The sequence below is a fragment of the Streptomyces sp. NBC_00539 genome (assembly GCF_036346105.1).
Taxonomy (GTDB): Bacteria; Actinomycetota; Actinomycetes; order Streptomycetales; family Streptomycetaceae; genus Streptomyces.
In genome coordinates, this window is record NZ_CP107811.1 from 1,425,026 (window position 1) to 1,446,513 (window position 21,488).

A 21,488-nucleotide genomic window follows, 5' to 3' on the forward strand; every position below is an offset into this window, starting at 1 on the left:
GCCATGCAGTTCGGACGCACGTACGAGGAGTTCGAGGTCGGGGCCGTCTACAAGCACTGGCCCGGGAAGACGGTCACGGAGTACGACGACCACCTCTTCTGTCTGCTGACCATGAACCACCACCCGCTGCACATGGACAGCAACTACGCCGAGAACACCACCGACTTCGGCAAGAACGTGGTCGTCGGCAACTACATCTACTCGCTGCTGCTCGGCATGTCGGTCCCCGACGTCTCGGGGAAGGCCATCGCCAACCTGGAGATCGAGTCGCTGCGGCACGTGGCGCCGACCTTCCACGGCGACACCATCTACGGCGAGACCACGGTCCTCGACAAGACCCCCTCGAAGTCGAAGAACGACCGCGGGATCGTCTACGTGGAGACCAAGGGCTACAAGCAGGACGGCACCCTCGTCTGCGTCTTCCGGCGCAAGGTGATGGTCCCGACCGAGACGTACATCAAGGAGCGCGGCGGCGAGCAGCCCGGGCGCCCGCAGCTCAAGGAACAGGGGAAGTAAGAGCCATGACCCGACTTGCCCAGACCGCCGGCCTCAACGAGGTCCAGCGCGAGATCCTCAAGACGGTCCGCGAGTTCGTCGACAAGGAGATCATCCCGGTCGCGACCGAGCTGGAGCACCGCGACGAGTACCCGCAGCAGATCGTCGACGGTCTCAAGGAACTCGGCCTGTTCGGCCTGATGATCCCGGAGGAGTACGGCGGTCTGGGTGAGTCGCTGCTCACCTACGCGCTGTGCGTCGAGGAGATAGCGCGCGGCTGGATGTCCGTCTCGGGCATCATCAACACCCACTTCATCGTGGCGTACATGCTCAAGCAGCACGGTACGCAGGAGCAGAAGGACCACTTCCTCCCGCGCATGGCGCTGGGCGAGGTCCGCGGCGCGTTCTCGATGTCCGAGCCGGGTCTGGGCTCGGACGTGTCGGCCATCACGTCCAAGGCGGTGAAGGACGGTGACGAGTACGTCCTGAACGGCCAGAAGATGTGGCTCACCAACGGCGGCACGTCCACTCTGGTGGCCGTCCTGGTCCGGAGTGACGAAGGACACCCCGAGGGGACCGCGCCCCACAAGTCGATGACGACGTTCCTGGTCGAGAAGGAGCCCGGCTTCGGTGAGGTCCGTCCGGGCCTGACCATCCCGGGCAAGATCGACAAGATGGGCTACAAGGGCGTCGACACGACCGAGCTCATCATGGACGGACTGCGCATTCCGGCCAATCGTGTACTGGGCGGCCAGACGGGCCGAGGATTTTACCAAATGATGGACGGGGTCGAGGTCGGCCGCGTCAACGTGGCGGCGCGTGGCTGTGGCGTCGCTCAGCGTGCGTTCGAGCTGGGTGTCTCCTATGCCCAGCAACGTCACACTTTCGGCAAGGCGATCGCCGAGCACCAGGCCATCCAGTTCAAGCTGGCCGAAATGGCTACCAAGGTCGAAGCCGCCCATGCGATGATGGTCAACGCAGCACGCAAAAAGGACTCCGGGGAACGAAACGACCTCGAAGCGGGGATGGCGAAGTACCTCGCCTCCGAGTACTGCAAGGAGGTGGTGGAGGACGCCTTCCGTATCCATGGCGGGTACGGATTCTCGAAGGAGTACGAGATCGAGCGCCTCTACCGGGAAGCCCCGATGCTGCTGATCGGTGAAGGTACGGCCGAGATCCAGAAAATGATCATCGGGCGACGCCTGCTTGAGGAGTACCGGCTCCAGGGCTGAAAGTCCCTTTTGCGGCGGATCGCCAGACGGTTTTCCGCAAAAGGGTCACTGCCAGTCACTGGCCGACGGTCATCGACTCGGCTTCTGGCTTGCCCAGTTGTTGCGTGCAACCGATAGCATTCCAGTAAAGCCGCCGTCCCGTCCCCCCGTTTGCGGCGCGGCATCACCCGCTACGAAGGTCATCCATGCCCCACAGCCAAACCTCTGCACCTCGCGTCGGCCTCCTCGGTGGACGCCTCGCGCGCGGAGCATCGCCGTGGCTCCTGCCGACCGTCGCCACCGCGGCGCTCAGCCTCACCCGGGCCCGCAAGTCCGGACGCTGGGCCGCGGCGGCCGTGCCCGCCACCGCTCTCGCGGCGGGCATGCTGTGGTTCTTCCGCGACCCGGAGCGCGAAATCGCCCAGGGCCGCGTCATCTCGCCCGCCGACGGCGTGGTGCAGAGCATCATGCCGTGGAAGGACGGGCGCACCCGCGTCGCGATCTTCATGAGCCCCCTGAACGTCCACGTCAACCGCGCGCCGCTGGCCGGCACGGTGACGTCCGTGGAGCACATCCCCGGCGGGTTCGTCCCGGCGTTCAACAAGGAGAGCGAGAACAACGAGCGCGTCGTCTGGCACTTCGACACCGAGCTCGGTGACATCGAGATGGTGCAGATCGCCGGAGCCGTCGCGCGTCGCATCGTCCCCTACCTGCCGGCCGGCACCAAGGTGGAGCAGGGCGAACGCATCGGTCTGATCCGCTTCGGCTCGCGCGTCGACATCTACCTCCCCGAGGGCGTCGAGGTCGCGGTCGAGGTCGGTCAGGCCACCACCGCGGGGGTGACCCGAATTGACCGTGACTGACCCTGAGACCCCTGCCACAGGCTGGGTTCCCGAGGCCAAGGACGAGGACGCGGACGCGGAAGACATGCCGCTCTCCCTGCGGCTGTCGATAGCGGACACCCTCACCCTCGGCAACGCGACCTGCGGATTCATGGCGGTGTACTTCACCACCACCGGGATCCTCATCCCGCACCTCACCGGCAGCGGCGAGTCGGGCATGGCCCGGCACAGCGCGGCGACCGCGGTGATACTGATGCTGCTCGCGGCGGTCTTCGACCTCTTCGACGGCATCGTGGCCCGCAAGCTGCGCAGCTCGCCGATGGGCGCGGAGCTGGACAACCTGTCGGACCTGATCAGCTTCGGGCTGGCGCCGGCGTACTTCGTGCTGGTGTACGGCATGGTCGCGGACGACGCGCACCAGAAGATGTCGGCACTGGCGGCGATCGTGGTGCTGCTGGCGGTGGTCCTGAGGCTGGCCAGATTCAGCTGCGTGACGATGAAGGACGGCATGTTCCAGGGCATGCCGAGCCCCTTCGGAGCGCTGACGGTCGTCTCCGTCGTCCTGCTGGGGCTCCCCTTCATCCCGACGCTGCTGGCGATCATCGGGGTGGCGTGGCTGATGGTGAGCCGGGTCGAGTACCCCAAGCCGCGGGGTGTCCTCGCGGTGGCGATGCTCAGCTGGATCATCGGGGCGATGGGGCTGCTGGCGGCCTGGGCGTTCGACGCCCCGGGCGGCCAGCTGCTGCTCCAGACCGGGTGCGCGCTGCAGATCGCCCTGGCGGCGACGATCCCGCTGTTCGCGACGACCCGTCGCGCGAACACGTTCCGGCACAACCGGCGCGAGGCGCGAGCCGCCACGCGCTAGCGTCGGCCGCTGTTCCTCGGAAGGGCCCCCGGGTGCCGTCAAGGCCCCGGGGGCCCTTCCACGTCCCGCCCCGGGGCCGCCGCTTCGCAGTCCGACCCGGCGACCGGCGGGCCCGTACGCTTGATGTCGGAAAACTGCCAGCCGCAGGCAGGGGCGGACGGGATCCTGGAGGCATGTACACCGACATCGACCGCTGTGTGAGGGCCGTGCAGTCCAAGGACGCCCGCTTCGACGGGTGGTTCTTCACTGCCGTGCTGACCACGCGGATCTACTGCCGGCCCAGCTGTCCCGCCGTGCCGCCCAAGGTCGAGAACATGACGTTCCTGCCCAGCGCCGCCGCCTGCCAGCAGGCCGGGTTCCGGGCCTGCAAGCGGTGCCGGCCCGACACCAGCCCCGGCTCACCCGAGTGGAACGCCCGCGCCGACGCCGTCGCCCGGGCCATGCGGCTCATCCAGGACGGCGTGGTCGACCGCGAGGGCGTACCCGGGCTGGCGGCCCGCCTCGGGTACTCCACCCGCCAGGTCGAGCGGCAGCTGAGCATCGAGCTCGGCGCCGGCCCCCTCGCCCTCGCCCGGGCGCAGCGCGCGCAGACCGCCCGGCTGCTCATCGAAACCTCCGCCCTCCCCATGGGCGACGTCGCCTTCGCCGCCGGGTTCGCCTCCATCCGCGCCTTCAACGACACCGTCCGCGAGGTGTTCGCCCTCTCCCCGAGCGAGCTGCGCACCCGCTCCGCGAGGGCCCACCGCGACCAGCCCCGGATCCCCGGCTCGATCAGCCTGCGGCTCCCCTTCCGGGCGCCCCTCAATCCCGACAACCTCTTCGGCCACCTCGCCGCGACCGCCGTCCCCGGCGTCGAGGAGTGGCGCGACGGCGCCTACCGCCGGACGCTGCGGCTCCCGTTCGGCACCGGCGTGGTCGCGCTCGCCCCGCGGCCCGACCACATCGCCTGCCAGCTCGCCCTGACCGACCTGCGGGACCTCACCCTCGCCATCAGCCGCTGCCGCCGGCTGCTGGACCTCGACGCCGACCCCGAGGCCGTGGACGAGCAGCTCCGCTCGGACCCGCTGCTGGCACCGCTCGTCGACAAGGCCCCGGGGCGCCGGGTGCCCCGTACGGTCGACGCGGCGGAGTTCGCGGTACGGGCCGTGCTCGGCCAGCAGGTGTCCACCGCCGCGGCCCGTACGCACGCCGCCCGGCTGGTCACCGCGCACGGCGAGCCGGTCGCCGACCCCGACCCGGAGGGAGGGCTGACCCACTTGTTCCCGTCCCCGCAGGCCCTCGCCGCGCTGGATCCGCAGGCGCTGGCCCTGCCGCGCAGCCGCCGCGCGACCCTCACCACCCTGGTCTCGGCCCTGGCGGACGGCTCGCTCCCCCTGGGCGTCGACAGCGACTGGGAGGCGGCCCGCGCGCAGCTCGGCACACTGCCCGGCTTCGGCCCGTGGACCACCGAGGTCATCGCGATGCGGGCGCTCGGCGACCCGGACGCGTTCCTGCCCTCCGACCTCGGGGTCCGTCGCGCCGCCGCGGGGCTCGGGCTGCCGTCCACCCCGGCCGCGCTCACCGCGCGGGCGGCCGCCTGGCGGCCCTGGCGCGCGTACGCCGTCCAGTACCTGTGGGCCACCGACGGCCACCCCATCAACCACCTGCCCGTCTGAGGAGTACGACCCGCCATGAACAGCAGCAGCAAGCAGCACACCGTCGTCGACAGCCCTTACGGCCCCCTGACCCTCGTGGCCACGGACGGCGTTCTCAGCGGCCTCTACATGACCGGCCAGCGGCACCGCCCGCTGGAGGAGTCCTTCGGCGAGCGGGTCCCGCCCGCCGAGGAGCCCTTCCCCGACGTCGCGCGGGAGCTGGGCGCCTACTTCGCCGGGGAGCTCACCGAATTCACCGTCCCCGTGCGGCTGGAGGGCACGGCGTTCCAGCGCAGCGTGTGGGAACAGCTGGTACGCATCCCCTACGGGCAGACGTGGTCCTACGGTGAACTCGCCGCGAGGCTCGGCAAGCCGGGGGCGTCCCGGGCCGTGGGCCTGGCCAACGGCAAGAACCCGGTCGGCATCATCGTCCCGTGCCACCGGGTGATCGGCGCCTCGGGTTCGATGACCGGCTACGGCGGCGGCGTCGAGCGCAAGGTCCGGCTGCTGGCCTTCGAGGCCGGCGAGCGGGCCCTGCCGGTCTGAACGAGCGTCTTCGAAGGGCCGCCCGGCCGGGTCTAGATGACCGCGAGCGGCACCAGCAGTGCGAACCCGGCGCCCGCTTCGACCGCGTAGGCGTACAGGGAGGGGTGCTGGACGGGCGCCGCGAGCAGGACCACGCTGCGCTGCTCGGCCGCCGCCGCCACCCATTGCGCGTCGGCGCCGAGCTTGCCCTGGTACCAGCCCTCACAGCTGCCGGGCCCGGTGACGGCGAGGAGGTCGTCCTCACGGCGGTAGAAGGCCTGCCAGTCGGTGGCCGGGACCGACCAGGCGTCGAAGTCGGCGAACTCGGCCCAGCCGCCGTCGCGTATCGCACCGTCGAACAGCCACACCGGCGTGCCCTCGGGCGTGACCTCGGCGCCGGCCTGCTCGTCGGTGGTGAAGTGGACCATGGGGAGGGCGTCCGGTCCGTCGGCCGTGCTCGGCCAGGCGTACATCGTGATCATGCGCTGCATTCTGTCCTGGTCGAAGTAGGCCTCGGGTAACGGCGTCACGCGTCCGCCGGGCGACGTCCGTTCTCCAGCTCGACGGTGCTCGCGCCCGACTCCAGGACCCGGTAGGCCTCCTGGACGCGGCGGCCGAGCGATCCGAGGAGGTACGTGGTCACTTCGGCCGGTGCGACCAGCTTCCAGGAGAGCAGTTCCTCTTCCTGGAGCCTGATGGAGGCGAGTTGCCCCGCGTCCAGCACTCCGCCGTCGTAGAGGTACGCGACCAGCGGGGGACGGCCCGCGTCCACGCTCCAGTCCACGGCGAGCAGCCGGCCGAGCGGCTGGTCGATGCCGATCTCCTCGGCGCTCTCGCGCCGGGCGGCGGCCCGCGGCGACTCGTTCCGGTCGGACTCGATGGTGCCGCCCGGCAGGGCCCACCCCTCGCGGTAGTTGGGCTCGACGAGGAGCACCCGGCCCTCGGCGTCCCGGAAGAGGGCGGCCGCGCCCGCCAGCACCCGGGGCAGGCTCGCTATGTAGGTGGCGTAGTCATCCGTGGTGGTCACGCCGCCACCCTACCCAGACGTCCGGGGGTGCGTGGATCATGCCTCGGGCCCGGCGCGGCCGTCGTGCGCGCCGTCTCACTCCTCGGACCGCGTGCGGCGCCTCCCCCTCGGACGGCGGGCCCGATGCGGGTGGTATGCGCCCATTTGGGGGGATGGGCCTCCGGTGTGTCCCAGGCCGCCCATGGGCATAGGAGGATCCTCCGGATAGGCTCATGGCGGCGCGACTGCACTGTTCGATAGCAAGGGATCAGCAAAGGTGACGGACGGAGCAGTAACTGAGGCCGCGCGCGTGCTCATCGCCGCGGACAAATTCAAGGGCTCGCTCACGGCCGTACAGGTCGCGGAGCGGGTGACGGCCGGCCTTCGCAAGGCCGTACCGGGCGTGGAGATCGAGACCCTCCCCGTCGCGGACGGCGGCGACGGTACGGTCGCGGCCGCCGTCGCGGCCGGTTTCGAACGCCGGGAGGTACGGGTCACCGGGCCCCTCGGAGACCAGGTCACGGCCGCTTTCGCACTGCGGGGCGCGACGGCCGTGGTCGAGATGGCCGAGGCCTCCGGGCTCCAGCTGCTGCCCCAGGGCGTCTTCGCCCCGCTGACGGCGACCACGTACGGCTCGGGCGAGCTGCTCAAGGCCGCGCTGGACGCGGGCGCGCGCTCGATCGTCTTCGGCGTGGGCGGCAGTGCGACCACCGACGGCGGCGCGGGCATGCTCGCGGCCCTCGGTGCGGTGCTCCTGGACGCGAACGGTGAACCGGTCGGTCCGGGCGGCGGCGCGCTGGCCTCGCTGGCCTCGGCGGACCTGTCCGGCATCGACCCGCGCTTCGCGGACGTGGACTTCGTGCTCGCCAGCGACGTGGACAACCCGCTGACGGGCCCGAAGGGCGCGCCGGCGGTGTACGGGCCGCAGAAGGGCGCCTCCCCCGAGGACGTGGCGACGCTGGACGCGGCGCTGGCGCACTTCGCGGTGGTCCTGGAGAAGGCGATCGGCGCGAAGGCCGCCGAGTGCGCGCTGCTGCCGGGCGCCGGTGGCGCGGGCGGCATCGGCTACGGGGCGCTGCTGCTCGGGGCGACGTTCCGTCCCGGGATCGAGCTGATGCTGGAGGTGCTGGGCTTCGCTCCGGCGCTGGAGCGGGCCACGCTCGTGATCACCGGCGAGGGTTCGCTGGACGAGCAGACCCTGCACGGCAAGGCCCCGGCCGGTGTCGCGGCGGCGGCCCGGGCGGCGGGCAAGGAGGTCGTGGCGGTGTGCGGCCGGCTGCTGCTGGAGCAGGAGGCGCTGCAGGCGGCCGGGATCCGGCGGGCGTACCCGCTGACCGAGATCGAGCCGGACCCGGCGAAGTGCATCGCGAACGCCGGTCCGCTGCTGGAGCAGGTGGCGGCCAACATCGCGGCCGACGTGCTCTGACCCCGTCAGAACGCGGCAGAGGGCCGGTTCCCGGGGTGAACCGGCCCTCCGGCGTGTCCTGGGGCGGTAAATCCGGGCGCACCACGGCGGCCGTCACTGGTATGCACGGTTCATGGAGGAAACGAGCACCGACCCGATCCCGACCCCCCGTCTGCTGCTGCGCCCCCTCGACCGGGCCGGGGCCCGGCGCATCCTCGCCGGTCGGCCCGGCCCGGCGGACCGCTGGGAGCCCGGGTATCCGGACGCCGGGGACCGGGCGGGCGCGGAGAGGTTCCTGCGGGTATGGGCCGAACACGGCGAGCCGGGACCGTTCGGGGCCTACGAGATCCTGCTCCGCGCCGACGGGCGGGCCATCGGCGGGGCCGGCTTCCACGGCCCCGCGGACGCCCGTGGCCGGGTCACCGTCGGCTACGGCCTCGTTCCCGCCGCGCGGGGCCTGGGCTACGCCGCGGAGGCGCTGCGCGGGCTGCTGGAGCACGCCCGGCGGCACGGGGCGCGTGGCGTGGACGGTGACACCGACCTGACGAACACCGCCTCCCAGCGGGTCATGGCCGCCGCGGGGATGCGGTGCGTGCGCCAGGACGGGCGGCTGCGGTACTACGCCGCGAGCTGGACCGCGCGGTGAGCCGGACGGGCGCCGTGAGCCGGACGGGCGCCGTGAGCCGGACGGGCGCCGTGAGCCGGACGGGCGCCGTGAGCCGGACGGCGCGGTGAGCCGGACCGGACGGGAGCCGCGCTAGGCGGTGATCCGGTCCCGGGCCGCCGCGAGGACCTGCGCGGTGGCGACGACGCGGGCGAAGCCTCCGCCGTGGAGGTTGACGGCGGTGGCGGTGGCCAGCTCGTCCGCGCTCAGGCGGGCGCCGTCCGGGCCCACGAGGTCGAAGGTGTGCGTGGCGTCCAGGGGTACGAGGACGTCGTAGCCGAGGTTCCCGGCCATCCGGGCGGTGGTCTCCACGCACATGTTGGTCTGGATCCCGGCGACGACGAGCTGGCCGATGCCCTGGGCGGTGAGCCATTCGGCCAGGTCGGGGGTGCCGTAGAAGGAGGAGTTCACCGTCTTGGTGACGTGCAGCGCGGCCACCTCCCGGCGCTCCTCGACGAAGTCCTGGAAGGCGTGGCCGGGCTCGTCGGCGGCCAGGACGGAGCCCGCCGTCCGCGAGGCGTGCTGGACGAGCACCACCGGGCGCCCGGACTCCCGCCAGGCGTCCATCAGGGCCGCCATGTTGGCCTCGGCCGCCGGGTTGTTGCGCGGCCCCCAGTAGGACGCGTCGCCGAAGCCCTTCTGGACGTCGATGACCAGCAGGGCACTGTTCGGGGCGATTTCGATCTCGTTCGTCGTCATGGCCTCATCATGTCCGCGTCCGCCCCGGCCCGACAGGACTTCCGACGCCGCTGACCGATGGGATCCTGCCACGTTGGCAGCCGTATCCGGGCTCTGGGAAAATCGCGGCATGCAGCGCGTCGCGATCGTCGTCCAGCCGGGCATCCGGGCCTTCGACCTCGCCGTGATCACCGAGGTCTGGGGCCCCGACCGCAGCCGCTCCGGGGTCCCTTCCTTCGAGCTGCGCCGCTGCGCCGCGACGCCCGCTCCGGTGGCGCTGCCCGGCGGGCTCACCCTCACGCCCGACCGGGGCCTGGACTGGCTGGCCGAGGCCGACCTGGTCGTCGTACCGGCGCTCTCCGAGCCCGACGGGCCGAGCCCCGCTCCCGTGCTGGCCGCCCTGCGCGAGGCGCACGCCCGCGGCGTGCCGGTGGCCGCCCTGTGTGCCGGGGCCTTCGTCCTGGCCGAGGCGGGGCTGCTGGAGGGCCGCCGGGCGGTGACGCACTGGTGGCTCGCCCCGAGGCTGGCCGCCCGCTATCCAGGGGTCCTGGTCGAGGAGGCTCCGCTGTACGTCGAGGACTCGGGGGTGTGGACCTCCGCCGGGGTGGCCTCCGGCATCGACCTGTGCCTGCACCTGGTGCGCGAGGCCCACGGCGCGGAGGCCGCCGCGGCGATCGCCCGCTCCATGGTGACGGGCCCGTTCCGCACCGGGGACCACGCCCAGTACCTCGACCGGCCCACCCCGGCAGCCGACCGTACCGCCGAGGCGCTGGCCGTCGTACGGGAGCGGGCACTGCGCCGGCTGCACGAGCCCATGGACGTGGCCACCCTGGCCCGCTGGGCCGGGATGTCGCCGCGCTCCTTCGCCCGGCACTTCGCCGCCGCCACGGGCACCACCCCGCACAAGTGGCTGCTGGGCCACCGCCTCGACGCCGCCCGCCGGCTGCTGGAGCGCACCGACCACCCGGTCCCGGAAGTGGCCCGCCGCACCGGGTTCGCCAGCGAGGTCACCTTCCGCCAGCACTTCACCGCACACGTCGGCCAGAGCCCGCGCGCGTACCGCGCGACGGCCGCCGCCATCCCAAATCACCGCGACAGTGTTAGAAATGGCTCATGACCGGACGTTCGGGTCGACCCAGGGGATCGCCGCCGGCGGGCCGGCCCCCGGGCCTGCTCGCGCGCTTCGCCCACTTCCCCGGGAGCGTCGCCGGCCAGGTGTTCCTCCTGCAGGCGGTGATCGTGCTGGTGCTGATCACCGCCGCCACGCTGGCGCTGGTGTTCCAGGCCCGGTACGACAGCGCCCGTGACGCCCGCAACCGTTCGCTCGCGGCGGCCGAAGCGTTCGCCCATGCGCCCGGTCTGCCCGCCACCCTGCGTTCGCCGAACCCCTCGGCCGCGCTCCAGCCCCTGGCCGACGCCGCCCGCCGGGCCTCCGGCGTCGACTTCATCGCCGTGATGAACAAGGACGGCATCCGCTACACCGACGCCCGGCCCGATCTCATCGGGAAGCGGGCCACCGGTGACCTCTCGCGCGCCGTCAACGGAGCGCCCTTCACCGAGACGTTCAAGGGCGCCCCCAGCGACGCGGTGCGCGCGGTGGTCCCCGTGCAGGACTCCTCGGGGGCCGTCGTCGGGCTCGTCGCCACCGGCATCGAGATCGCGAACGTCGGCGGGGCGGTCGGCAACCAGCTGCCCCTGCTGCTCGGCTCGGCGGCCGGCGCCCTGCTGCTGGGCACCGGTGGCGCCGCCCTCGTCAGCCGCAGGCTGCGGCGCCAGACCCGGGGGCTGGGCGAAGCCGAGATGACCCGGATGAACGAGCACCACGAGGCGGTCCTGCACGCCGTGCGCGAGGGGGTGCTCATCATCGGCGCCGACCACCGGCTGGTGCTCGCCAACGACGAGGCACGACGGCTGCTGGACCTGCCGCCGGACGCCGAACAACGGCACGTCACCGACCTCGGCCTGGACCCCCGTACCGCGGACCTGCTCGTCTCCGGGCGGATCGTGACGGACGAGGTCCACCTGTCCGGGGACCGCCTCCTGGCCGTCAACGTCCGGCCCACCAAGCCGTACCGGGGCATGCCCTCGGGCAGCGTCATGACGCTGCGCGACTCGACCGAGCTCGCCGCGCTCTCCGGGCGCGCCGAGGTGGCCCGTGGGCGGCTCCAGCTGCTGTACGACGCGGGGGTGCGGATCGGCACCACCCTGGACGTGGTGCGCACCGCCGAGGAACTGTCGGAGGTGGCCGTTCCGCGCTTCGCGGACTTCGTCACCGTCGAGCTGCTGGAGCCCGTGCTCCGGGGCGAGGAGCCCTCGGCGCTGTCCGGGACGTACACCGAGATGCGCCGGGCGGCGATGAGCGGGGTGCGCAGCGACCAGCCGTTGCAGCCGGTCGGGGAGATCATCCGGTTCGTGGTGCCGACCGCGCCGATGGCCGCGGCGCTGGCCGCAGGGCGGGCGGTGCTGGCCGCGGATCTGAACACCGCTTTCGGCTGGCGGGCCCAGGACGCCGAGGGCACCCGGGTGGCCCTGGAGTACGGGCTGCACTCACTGATCTCGGTACCGCTGCAGGCGCGGGGCGTGGTGCTGGGCATGGCCAACTTCTGGCGGGCCGACACCCCGGACGCCTTCGACGAGGAGGACCTGTCCTTCGCCGAGGAGCTGGGGGCGCGCGCCGCCGTCTCGATCGACAACGCCCGCCGCTTCACCCGGGAGCACGCCACGGCGGTCACGCTCCAGCGCAGCCTGCTGCCCCGGGTACTGCCCGAGCTGAGCGCCGTGGACGTCGCGTTCCGGTACCTGCCCGCGCAGGCGGGCGTGGGCGGTGACTGGTTCGACGTGATCCCGCTGCCGGGCGCCCGGGTGGCCCTGGTCGTCGGCGACGTGGTCGGGCACGGCGTGCACGCCGCGGCGACGATGGGCCGGCTGCGCACCGCCGTGCACAACTTCTCGACGCTGGACCTGCCGCCGGACGAGCTGCTGGGGCACCTGGACGAGCTGATCGACCGGATCGACCGCGACGAGACCGGGTCCGCCGAGGAGAGCGGGGACGGCGACGACCCGGCCGGCGTAACGGGCGCGACCTGCCTGTACGCCGTCTACGACCCGGTGTCCGGCCGCTGTTCGGTGGCGAGCGCGGGACACCCGGGCCCGGCGCTGGTCCACTCGGACGGCCGGGTGGAGTTCCCCGAGCTGCCGACCGGGCTTCCGCTGGGGGTGGGCGGGATGCCGTTCGAGACGGCCGAGCTGCGGCTGCCGGAGGGCAGCCGGCTCGCGCTGTTCACCGACGGGCTGCTGGAGGACCGCGACCGCGACATCGACACCGGACTGGAACTGCTCAAGGGGGCGCTGTCGACGACCGGACGCAGCCCCGAGCAGGCCTGTGTGGACGTGCTGTCGGCGCTGCTGTTCCCCTCGCCCAGCGACGACATCGCGCTGCTGATCGCCGACACCCGGCGGCTGGACGCGGACCACATCGCCGAGTGGGAGGTCCCGGACGACCCCGCGGCCGTCTCGCGGGTGCGCAACGCCGGTTCGGCCCAGCTCCAGGCGTGGGGTCTGGAGGAGATCGCCTTCACCGCGGAACTGATCCTCAGCGAACTGGTCACCAACGCCATCCGTTACGGGTCCGAGCCCATCGGGGTGCGGCTGCTGCGCGACCGCACCCTGATCTGCGAGGTGTCCGACGGGAGCAGCACCTCCCCGCACCTGAGGTACGCGGCCTCCACCGACGAGGGCGGTCGCGGCCTGTTCCTCGTCGCGCAGTACGCGGAGCGCTGGGGCACCCGTTACACCGAGCGGGGGAAGGTCATCTGGGCGGAGCTGCCGCTGACGGACGGCGGCGCGGAGCCGCTGGCGGCGCTGACCTTGGACCTGGACGAGCTGGAGGGGCTGGCCTGGTGACGCGGGGTCTGCCCGGGGCGCGGGCCTACGGGACGACCGTGCGGGCCAGGAGCACCGCCACGTCGTCCTGCGGGGCCGCCGGCAGGAGCCGCTCCAGGATCTCGTCGCACAGCTGCTCCAGTGGCCGGGCCGGCTGCCCGAGGGCCCGCGCCAGCTGCTCCAGTCCCTGGTCGAGGTCCCGGTAGCGGGCTTCGATCAGCCCGTCCGTGTAGAGCGCCAGGAGGCTGCCGGGCGGCAGCGGCACCTCCTCGGTACGGAAGTCCGTTCCGCCCGCTCCGAGCGGTGTCCCGGGCGGGCCGTCCAGGAAGGTCACCTTCCCGGTGGCGCCGACCACCGCGGGTGGCGGGTGCCCGGCCCGGGCGATCAGGCAGCCGCCGGCCGCCGGGTCGTGGACGGCGTAGACGCAGGTCGCCATCTCGTTCTCGCCGAGGTCCGCCACCGTGGCGTCGAGGGAGCGCAGCATCCGCTCGGGTGGCACGTCGTGGCGGGCGAGGGTCCGTACGGCCGTACGGAGCTGGCCCATGACGGCCGCCGCGTGGATGCCGTGGCCCATCACGTCCCCGATGACCAGTCCGGTCCGGCCCCGGGGCAGCTGGATGACGTCGAACCAGTCGCCGCCGACGTCGTGGGCGCTGGCGGGCAGGTATCGTCCCGTCAGTTCGAGGCCGTCGACGCGCGGCACGGCGCTGTTGGTGAGGCTGCGCTGGAGGGTGAGCGCCGCGCGCCGCTGTCCGGTGTACATACGGGCGTTGTCGATGTTGAGCGCCGCGCGGGCCACCAGCTCGTCGATCAGGACGCTGTCCTGCGCGTCGAAGGGCTCCCGCTCGCTCAGCCGGGTCACGGTGACCGCGCCGAGGACCGTGCCGCGCGCCACCAGCGGGACGAGCCGTGCCGAGCCGAGGCCGGCCAGGTACCTGCGCAGCGGGTCGGCGCGCGGGTCGGTGATGAGCGCGGGGACGTCGGCGGCGTACAGGTTCATGGGCCGGCCTTCGGCGATGACCCGTTCGTAGACGGTCCCGGCGGGGATCTTGAAGGTCTGGCCGGGGGCGAGGGCGGCCGTCGGCGCGGACGGGTCGGGGAAGCTGACGGCGAGCCTGCGCAGGACGCCCCGGTTGGAGAACGCGGCGTCATCGGGGCCGAGGACGGCTTCCAGCAGCTGTACGTCGGCGGAGTCGGCGAGCTGCGGGACCAGCAGGTCCACGATCTCGCGGGCGGTCTGGTCGAGGTCCAGCGTCGTCCCGATGCGGGTACCGGCCTCGGCGAGCAGGGCGAAGCGGGTACGGGCCCGCTCGGCCTCCAGCTGCGCCCGCTGGCCTTCGGTGATGTCGATGAGGGAGGCGATCACCCCGAGCGGGCGGCCGCCCGGGTCGAGCAGGGGGGCGTAGGAGCAGGACCAGGTCCGCTCGTGGCCGGGGTCGGCGGGGGTGTGCCCGGTGCGGCGGACGTCGACGACGGGGGCCCCCTGCTCCAGCACCTGCCGCATCATCGCCTCCAGTGCGACGGCGTTGACGCCCGGGACCACCTCGGTGAGCCGTTTGCCCAGGTGGGCGGCGGCGGAGACGCCGTTCATCCGGGCCAGCGCGTCGTTGACGCGCAGGAAACGCAAGTCGGTGCCGAGGGTGGCGAGGCCGATCGGCGACTGGGTGAACAGGCTCTGGAGCGCGGCGAGGGAGTCCCGCATGTGCAGGACCTCGGAGGTCTCCACGGCGACGAGCATGGCGCCCGGACGGCCCTGCGGGTCCATGGCGGGCACGATCCACATCTCCATCGTCACGCGGTGCCCGTCACGGTGGCGTACGGGCAGGGTCCCGACGACGGTCTCGCCCGCCTGGACGCGGCGGGTCAGGTCTTCGGCGAGCTCGCGGTTGGCGTCGGGGACGAGGACGGTGGTCCCCGGGCGGCCGATGATCTCCTCGGGGCGGTGGCCGAGCAGGTCCTGGGCGGCCAGCGACCACTGCACGACGCGGCCGTCGGCGTCCTCGCGCCACAGGGCGATCGGCAGCAGCTCCCGCAGTACGCCCGCGTACCCGACGACGCCCGGCGGCTGATCGGGTACCTCGCTCGTCAACCGGTATGTGTCCAACGCACGACCTCGCCCCGGGTGGGCCTGTTTCCTACCGGTTCACCCTAGCCGAGTGCCCGGCGCGGGGCGCTGCGGTCGCCGTGCGGCGGGCGGCCCGGCCGGACCGCCCGCCGGGCGGGTCAGAAGTCGACCTGGACGCGCGCGTCGGCGCGGCCCACGGACTCCAGCTCCCACATGGCGCAGTACAGGTTGCGGATGTACTCGATGTCGGCGTCCCGGGCGCGGGCCTCGGTCACGGGGTAGAGCACGGTCAGTTCGTACGACTTCTCGCGGTTGATGTCACCCTCCTTGTCCCTCCATTGGCCGCGCCCTTCCTGGAGCGTCAGTCCGGCGGGGAAGCGGGGGGTGACGACGTCGGCGATGAACTTGTTGAACTGCTCGTCGGTGATGGGCGGCTTGCCGTCGTGCCGCCCGGTGCCGAAGTAGAGGCTGGTGGAGACGTACGGTCTGCCCCGTTCCGCGGCCCCGTCCTGGTTCACCGCCGAGGCGGCGGCCGGGGGCTGGAAGGTGGCGTTCGAGGCCGGGCTCGCGGAGGCGAAGAACAGCACGGCCGCCGTGAGTACGGCGGCGGCCGCGGGCATCGATATCCGTATGGGGCGCATGGGGTCCCTCTCTGTGGCGGTGGTCTCGGGGGGTGGGGTCTGGGGGCCGGAGCCTGCGGGACTGCCGGAGGCGGTCAGGCGGTGCGGGCGGGGTCCGGGCCCGCCAGGTGCTCCTGCAGGAAGACCGCCGCGTCCCGCAGCCCGGCGGGGACGCCGGGGGCCCGGCGCAGGAGCCGGGCCGTCCTGCGCAGCGATCGGGCCGTCCGGGCGGAGCCGATGCCCGCGGCGCGCGGGGCGAGGTCCGTGATCAGGTCCTCCGCCTCGCGCCAGGCCCCGGCGCGGGCCAGGGCCGCGAGGAGTTCCGCCGCGAACAGGTGACGGTAGGAGGGGCCTGGGGCGGTGGCCGCCCGGTGCAGGAGGGGCAGGGCCCGGTCCCACCGGCGCAGCCGGGCCATGACCCACCCCTCGTGGCCGGTCAGCTCTTCCTGGTCGATCCACCACGCCCAGTGCGGGTCACGGCGCGAGACGCCGTCCAGGAAGCGGCTCTGGGCCCGGGCGATCAGCTCCAGGGGCTCGCGGTGGGCGCCGAGCAGGGCGGTCGCGTGTGCCCGGCGGATCAGGACGAGGGCGCTGACGCGGGGCGGCAACGGGCGCGGCCCGGCGACGCGCGAGGCGGTCTCCAGGGCGGCGCGCGGGTGCCCGGTGTGGGTCTGGAGCATGCTGTGGTTCAGCCGTACCAGCCGGGCCGTCCAGCGGTCGCCGCAGAGTTCGGCGAGGGCCAGCGCGCGGGCGTCGGCCCGGTACGCGTGCCGGTGGAGGCCCGCGTCGAAGAGGATCCATCCGATCACCTCGCACAGCTCGGCCAGCACCGCGATCCGGTCGTGGGAGTGGCCGCGCAGGCGTTCGGGGTCGGCGGAGAGTTCCGGGTGGCGCCGTACGGCCTCGCGGGCGGCGGGGACCGCGGCGCGCGCACCGCGCGTGGCGTCGAGGTGCACCAGCCGCTCGGTGGTGCGTGCCGCGTCCGCGGTGCGTGCCGCGTCCGTACGGAGTGCCCCCTGCGCGGCGGGAGCGGTCACCGGGTCACCGTCCACGCCTCGGTCCTGCGGCCGCCGCGGCCGAGCGCGGTGAAGGAGGAGGCGACCTCGGTCAGCCACTCCACCTCGTCGCGGAAGTCCTCGTAGGGCGGCCGGGCGGGGATCTCCGGGGACTCGGCCTCCTCGGCCCGCTCCTCGGGGTCCCGGCTCAGTGCGGCGCGCACCTGGAGGGCTTCGCCGAGGGGCGAGGTCGGATCCTCCGGCAGACCGAGCGAGCGGGCGACGCGGGAGAAGTCCGCGAGCGAGAGCGAGGTGCGCAGGATCAGCTGCCCGTCGCGGATCTCGATCACCCGCCGGTAAAGGCTGTAGTGCAGGTCCCTGGGCGGCAGCAGGTCACGCATCCAGGAGCGGGGCGGGTCCAGCGCGATGTCGGGGGACGCCTGGTGCAGGGCCCACCACAGGGGTCGCAGCCGGAGGTAGGCACGGTAGCTGCGGCCCCAGGCCCGGGCGCGGGTGAGGTGGATGCCCCAGGCCGGGATGGTCCATCCGGTGACCTGGAGCAGTGCGCCGATGCTGCCGCAGGCCCACTGGACCGGGTCGAGGCCCGCGCCGTCGAAGTGCAGCCGGGTGCCGGCGATCTGGATGCCGCGGGTGACGCAGTAGACCAGGATGAGCGTGGCGCCGACGGTGACGGTCCGCATGCCGGCCGCGAGCCACTGGCGGTTGGCCACCTTGGTGAAGCGCATCGACAGCCGGACCGTCTCGGCCTGTCCCACGGCGCATATCAGCAGGTAGAAGGACATGTAGAGGGCGTATCCGCCGTGGTGGATGCTCAGCAGGATCGTCGATGTCGCCGTGTCGGAGTGCGCCACCGGGCCCACGACGAAGGAGGAGGTCACGAGCACGCAGAGCGCGGCGCCGAAGAACAGCAGGCGCCGGCGGGCCATCCGCCGGGCCTGGGCGGGGGGCGAGGACCAGTGGACGAGGACCACTTGCTGCGCCGCCGTGAGCACGACCACCGCCACCTGGGTGATCAGCGAGGTGATGTTGGGGACGCCGAAGAACCCCGAGATGTGCAGCCTCAGTTGGTCCAGGTCGACGAGGAAGCTGATCCCGGAGCACAGGAAGTAGACGCACAGCGCCCACAGCGCCACGTCGTGCTTGCGGCGCACCAGGTCCGGGAGCCGGTAGGCGAAGGCGGCGAGACCGACGAAGGTACAGATCCAGGCGAGGGCCGTGTAGACCGCCGTCACTGCGGTTCCGTCCTGCCGAGACCCTGCTCGATGCGGGCGACGACGTCGGCGGCCTCCGCGGGTACGGCCCAGGCGGGTTCGACCCAGCGTTTGGTGACCCTGGCCAGGATGAGCGAGGCCATGGTCTCGGCCTCCTGCTCCTCGTCGTCGCTGTAGCGGGAGCGCATGAGCAGTCCCCGTACGCCGGCGGGGTCGACGTTCGACAGGAGTGGCCCGGAAGGAGTGTGGTCCAGCGGTACCGAGCCGCGGTGCTCGAAGGCGATGTGGGCGAGTTCGTGGGTGATGATGTGTTCTTTGTGTGCGGGCGACGCGGACTTCTCGAAGGCGACGACATCGAAGTCGTCCAATTTCAGCCACAGGCCCAGCAAATGGCGTTCCGGGAAGGAGGTCGGAATCAGATGAATGGTTCGGCGGCGGCTCTCGCTGAGATAGCGGTGGAGTTCGTCGATTCCGCAGCCGTGCTCCATACCCCACTCCACCAGCATCGCCTCACAGGTACGGCGGACCCTTTTGAGCCGGCGCCTGCGCCGTCTGTCCTCCGATGCCGGCGACGCTGAGCCCGGTATCTTCATCCCTCAGTCCTCCGGCGGAACTCGTCGGCTGCCCTCCCCTGCCCGTGCCCGATGATCTCCGGGGCAGACGACGCGGTCATGATGTCACACGCCAACTCCCTTCTGTCCGTTGTGGGTTCTATCCGGCCACGCATCGCCGGATTCCGTCGAAAGCGGGCGGGGACGAATAGTGCGTCCGGGATATGCCGTGCGGTAATTCGACGCGATTCCCTAGGGGCGGTGGAGCTCTCGGGCGCGGACGGGATCGACGGTGCCGCCCTCGGGGACGGGCAGGAAGTGGTCCGACTGCCACGCCTGCGTGCGCTCCGCCTGGCGGCTGGTGGTGGTCACCCAGGGCGGGTACACGCGGAATGCCCGCTTCCCGCCCGACCCGTCCACGGAAACGACCCCGTGCCGTCGGAGCGCGTCGAGGGGAAGGACGAACTGGCCGAAGCGGTCTGCGTCCCGGGTGCTGACGACGAACAGGTCGACGGGGTCCGTGGTGTCGAACGGCCGAATGGGGCCGCCCGGGGACCTCTGCCACACGGTGACGAACTGGCCGGCCTTCGTGGGGGTCGTCCTGGCCGCGCGGAACCGGACGCGCCGGCCGTCCAGGGTGAAATGGTGGGCGGCGTACGCGGCGCTCTCGGGTTCGGGGACCGGCTGGGAGCAGGTGAAGCCGCAGGGATCGTAGACGAGCGCTTTCGCCGCGAGGAGGTCCCCGTGGGTGACGGTGGCGTCCCAGCGCGCCGTGGGGCCGGTCGGCGGACGGGGATCTGACGGGTACGCGCGGTCGGTCGGCATCGCCCCACCCTGTCACGCGTCGCCGCGGACAGGGCACCGCCGTCAGCCCAGGGCGGCGGCGAAGGCGGCGTGGGCGGCGGCGTCGAAGAGGACGAAGCGGACCTCCTCCACCGAGGTCGGCGTCGTGCGCACCGTCTCCACCGCGATGCGGGCGCCGTCGTCCATCGGCCAGCCGTAGACCCCCGTCGAGATGGCCGGGAAGGCGACCGTACGGGCACCGAGCTCGTCCGCGACGCGCAGGGATTCTCGGTAGCAGGAGGCGAGCAGCTCCGAGCGGTCCTCGTGGCGCGAGTACACGGGCCCCACGGTGTGGATGACGTACGAGGCCGGCAGGCGCCCCGCCGTGGTGGCGACGGCCCTGCCGGTCGGCAGGCCCTTGCCGTAGTGGGAGCGGCGCAGCCGCTCGCAGTCGGCGAGGATCTGCGGCCCGCCGCGCCGGTGGATCGCGCCGTCCACTCCCCCGCCGCCCAGCAGCGAGGAGTTGGCGGCGTTGACCACGGCGTCCACGCGTTCCTCGGTGATGTCTCCTTGGACGAGGGTGATGCGGAGCGACATCACGGTGCCTTTCGCAGGTGGCGCCAGACGGCCTTGGCGGCGTTGTGCCCGGACATGCCGTGGACTCCGGGGCCCGGCGGGGTCGCCGAGGAGCACAGGAACACCGCCGGATGGGCGGTGGTGTACGGGGACAGGGTGATCTTCGGGCGGAGCAGCAGCTGGAGCCCGGAGGCGGCGCCGCAGGCGATGTCCCCGCCGACGTAGTTGGGGTTGCGCGCGGCGAGCTGCGGCGGCCCGGCGGTGGCGCGGGCCAGTACGAGGTCGCGGAAGCCGGGCGCGAAGCGCTCGATCCGGCGTTCCATCGCCTCGGTGAGGTCGCCGTCCCAGCCCGACGGTACGTGCCCGTACGCCCAGAAGACGTGCTTGCCCTCGGGCGCCCGGCCGGGGTCGAGGAGGCTGGGCTGGGCGGTGATCAGGAAGGGGTTACGGGGGGCACGGCCGCCGGAGGCCAGTTGCAGGGCGGCGTCGATGTCGCGGGAGCGCGGGCCGATCTGGACGGTGCCGGCCCGGCGGGCCTCCTCCGCGGTCCAGGGGACCGGGCCGTCCAGCGCGTAGTCGACCTTGAAGACGGAGGCTCCGTACCGGTAGCCGTCGTAGGCCCGGCCCAGCCGGGCGATCCGCGCCAGTGCGGTCGGCGAGGTGTCGAAGACGTACGCGCGGGCCGGGGGCAGGTCGTCGAGGCGCTTGACCTCGAAGTCGGTGTGCACCGCGCCCCCGAGGTCGCGCAGGTAAGCGGCGAGGGCGTCGGAGATGGACTGCGAGCCGCCGCGCGGCATCGGCCAGCCGCCGGCGTGCGCGGCCAGCGCGAAGACCAGGCCGACGGCGCCGGTCCCGATCCCGTTCAGCGGTGCGATCACGTGCGCCACGAGACCGGCGAACAGCGCGCGGGCCCGGTCGTCGCGGAAGCGGCGCATCAGCCAGGTGGCGGGCGGCAGCCCGGAGAACCCGAAGCGGGCCAGGGTGAGCGGGTCCCGGGGCAGCGCGGTCGAGGGCAGGGACATGAAGTCCCTGGACAGGGTGTCCCACTTGCCGAGGAACGGCGCTACCAGGCGGCGGTAGGCGCCCGCGTCCCGCGGCCCGAAGGACGCGGCCGTCTGGGCGACCGAGCGGGCCAGCACCGCGGCCGTGCCGTCGTCGAACGGGTGCGCCATGGGCAGCGGGGCGTGCAGCCACTCCAGCCCGTACCGCCCCAGCGGCATCGTCGCGAACACCGGCGAGCCGACGCCGAGCGGGTGCACCGCCGAGCAGGGGTCGTGCCGGAAGCCGGGGAGGGTGAGTTCCTCGGTGCGGGCCCCGCCGCCGATGCCGGCGGCGGCTTCGAAGACGGCCACGGACAGCCCGCGCCGGGCCAGTTCGACGGCGGCGGTCAGCCCGTTGGGGCCCGCCCCCACCACGACCGCATCGAGAATCGAGGGCACCTTACGACTCCTTCGTCCGG

General features: G+C 72.9%; 21 protein-coding genes. 10 read left to right on the forward strand and 11 right to left on the reverse strand.

Features of this window, described 5'->3' with window-relative positions; translation table 11 throughout:
* The first annotated feature begins 3 nt into the window (after positions 1-3).
* The 6 genes from OG861_RS06365 to OG861_RS06390 all read left to right on the forward strand — a co-directional run bounded on the left by OG861_RS06365 (position 4) and on the right by OG861_RS06390 (position 5,593).
* Positions 4-516, forward strand: a complete 513-nt coding sequence (locus OG861_RS06365; protein ID WP_030155134.1) for a MaoC family dehydratase — start codon at positions 4-6, stop codon at positions 514-516.
* A 5-nt stretch (positions 517-521) separates the two neighbouring features.
* On the forward strand, positions 522-1,727 hold the full coding sequence (locus tag OG861_RS06370; protein WP_136212901.1) for an acyl-CoA dehydrogenase family protein: 1,206 nt from the start codon (positions 522-524) through the stop codon (positions 1,725-1,727).
* Positions 1,728-1,912: 185 nt separating this feature from the next.
* The gene (locus tag OG861_RS06375; RefSeq protein WP_136212902.1) at positions 1,913-2,569 is read left to right on the forward strand and encodes a phosphatidylserine decarboxylase; all 657 of its coding nucleotides are present in this window, start codon (positions 1,913-1,915) and stop codon (positions 2,567-2,569) included.
* A gap of 64 nt (positions 2,570-2,633) precedes the next feature.
* Complete coding sequence (gene pssA / locus OG861_RS06380; RefSeq protein ID WP_399280444.1) at positions 2,634-3,413, forward strand: CDP-diacylglycerol--serine O-phosphatidyltransferase; 780 nt, start codon at positions 2,634-2,636, stop codon at positions 3,411-3,413.
* 173 nt (positions 3,414-3,586) lie between these two features.
* Positions 3,587-5,068: an AlkA N-terminal domain-containing protein gene (locus tag OG861_RS06385; RefSeq protein WP_330261427.1), complete on the forward strand. Its 1,482-nt coding sequence runs from the start codon at positions 3,587-3,589 to the stop codon at positions 5,066-5,068.
* A 15-nt stretch (positions 5,069-5,083) separates the two neighbouring features.
* Positions 5,084-5,593, forward strand: coding sequence for a methylated-DNA--[protein]-cysteine S-methyltransferase (locus OG861_RS06390; protein ID WP_329199641.1), 510 nt, complete (start codon positions 5,084-5,086; stop codon positions 5,591-5,593).
* 32 nt (positions 5,594-5,625) lie between these two features.
* Here the strand turns inward: OG861_RS06390 and OG861_RS06395 are convergent, their stop codons facing one another.
* Entirely contained in the window at positions 5,626-6,054 is a 429-nt protein-coding gene (locus OG861_RS06395) for a hypothetical protein (RefSeq protein WP_329199639.1), read from the reverse strand.
* Between the two features lie 44 nt (positions 6,055-6,098).
* Positions 6,099-6,599: an NUDIX hydrolase gene (locus tag OG861_RS06400; protein ID WP_329199637.1), complete on the reverse strand. Its 501-nt coding sequence runs from the start codon at positions 6,597-6,599 to the stop codon at positions 6,099-6,101.
* Between the two features lie 256 nt (positions 6,600-6,855).
* On the opposite strand from OG861_RS06400, the gene OG861_RS06405 reads away from it, so the two are divergent.
* Both OG861_RS06405 and OG861_RS06410 read left to right on the forward strand, forming a co-directional pair.
* Positions 6,856-8,004 carry a glycerate kinase gene (locus OG861_RS06405; RefSeq protein WP_330261428.1) on the forward strand — a complete coding sequence of 383 codons (1,149 nt, stop codon included), beginning with the start codon at positions 6,856-6,858 and terminating at the stop codon, positions 8,002-8,004.
* 112 nt (positions 8,005-8,116) lie between these two features.
* The gene (locus tag OG861_RS06410) at positions 8,117-8,629 is read left to right on the forward strand and encodes a GNAT family N-acetyltransferase (protein WP_330261429.1); all 513 of its coding nucleotides are present in this window, start codon (positions 8,117-8,119) and stop codon (positions 8,627-8,629) included.
* Positions 8,630-8,740: 111 nt separating this feature from the next.
* On the opposite strand, the gene OG861_RS06415 is transcribed toward OG861_RS06410, so the two are convergent.
* Entirely contained in the window at positions 8,741-9,346 is a 606-nt protein-coding gene (locus OG861_RS06415; protein WP_329199631.1) for a cysteine hydrolase family protein, read from the reverse strand.
* Between the two features lie 109 nt (positions 9,347-9,455).
* Between OG861_RS06415 and OG861_RS06420 the strand changes: the two genes are divergently transcribed.
* Both OG861_RS06420 and OG861_RS06425 read left to right on the forward strand, forming a co-directional pair.
* Positions 9,456-10,442 (forward strand): GlxA family transcriptional regulator, encoded by a 987-nt coding sequence (locus OG861_RS06420; protein WP_329199629.1) that lies wholly within the window; start codon positions 9,456-9,458, stop codon positions 10,440-10,442.
* On the forward strand, positions 10,439-13,228 hold the full coding sequence (locus tag OG861_RS06425) for a SpoIIE family protein phosphatase (protein ID WP_330261430.1): 2,790 nt from the start codon (positions 10,439-10,441) through the stop codon (positions 13,226-13,228). Before OG861_RS06420 ends, OG861_RS06425 begins: the two co-directional genes overlap by 4 nt.
* Positions 13,229-13,253: 25 nt before the next feature.
* On the opposite strand, the gene OG861_RS06430 is transcribed toward OG861_RS06425, so the two are convergent.
* The 8 genes from OG861_RS06430 to OG861_RS06465 all read right to left on the reverse strand — a co-directional run bounded on the left by OG861_RS06430 (position 13,254) and on the right by OG861_RS06465 (position 21,468).
* Positions 13,254-15,311, reverse strand: coding sequence for a SpoIIE family protein phosphatase (locus OG861_RS06430; protein WP_330261431.1), 2,058 nt, complete (start codon positions 15,309-15,311; stop codon positions 13,254-13,256).
* Between the two features lie 119 nt (positions 15,312-15,430).
* Positions 15,431-15,913 carry a DUF3574 domain-containing protein gene (locus OG861_RS06435; protein WP_329199624.1) on the reverse strand — a complete coding sequence of 161 codons (483 nt, stop codon included), beginning with the start codon at positions 15,911-15,913 and terminating at the stop codon, positions 15,431-15,433.
* A 74-nt stretch (positions 15,914-15,987) separates the two neighbouring features.
* Positions 15,988-16,944 (reverse strand): DNA-binding protein, encoded by a 957-nt coding sequence (locus OG861_RS06440; RefSeq protein ID WP_330261432.1) that lies wholly within the window; start codon positions 16,942-16,944, stop codon positions 15,988-15,990.
* A complete protein-coding gene (locus OG861_RS06445) occupies positions 16,926-18,140 on the reverse strand; it encodes an MAB_1171c family putative transporter (protein WP_330261433.1) in 1,215 nt (404 codons plus the stop codon). Before OG861_RS06445 ends, OG861_RS06440 begins: the two co-directional genes overlap by 19 nt.
* A complete protein-coding gene (locus tag OG861_RS06450; RefSeq protein WP_329199619.1) occupies positions 18,137-18,607 on the reverse strand; it encodes a hypothetical protein in 471 nt (156 codons plus the stop codon). Before OG861_RS06450 ends, OG861_RS06445 begins: the two co-directional genes overlap by 4 nt.
* Before the next feature lie 315 nt (positions 18,608-18,922).
* Positions 18,923-19,495, reverse strand: a complete 573-nt coding sequence (locus tag OG861_RS06455) for a MepB family protein (RefSeq protein WP_330261434.1) — start codon at positions 19,493-19,495, stop codon at positions 18,923-18,925.
* A gap of 42 nt (positions 19,496-19,537) precedes the next feature.
* Positions 19,538-20,050 (reverse strand): O-acetyl-ADP-ribose deacetylase, encoded by a 513-nt coding sequence (locus tag OG861_RS06460; RefSeq protein WP_330261435.1) that lies wholly within the window; start codon positions 20,048-20,050, stop codon positions 19,538-19,540.
* The gene (locus OG861_RS06465) at positions 20,050-21,468 is read right to left on the reverse strand and encodes a phytoene desaturase family protein (RefSeq protein WP_329199613.1); all 1,419 of its coding nucleotides are present in this window, start codon (positions 21,466-21,468) and stop codon (positions 20,050-20,052) included. The genes OG861_RS06460 and OG861_RS06465 overlap by 1 nt, the downstream gene beginning before the upstream one ends.
* Between the last annotated feature and the right edge of the window lie 20 nt (positions 21,469-21,488).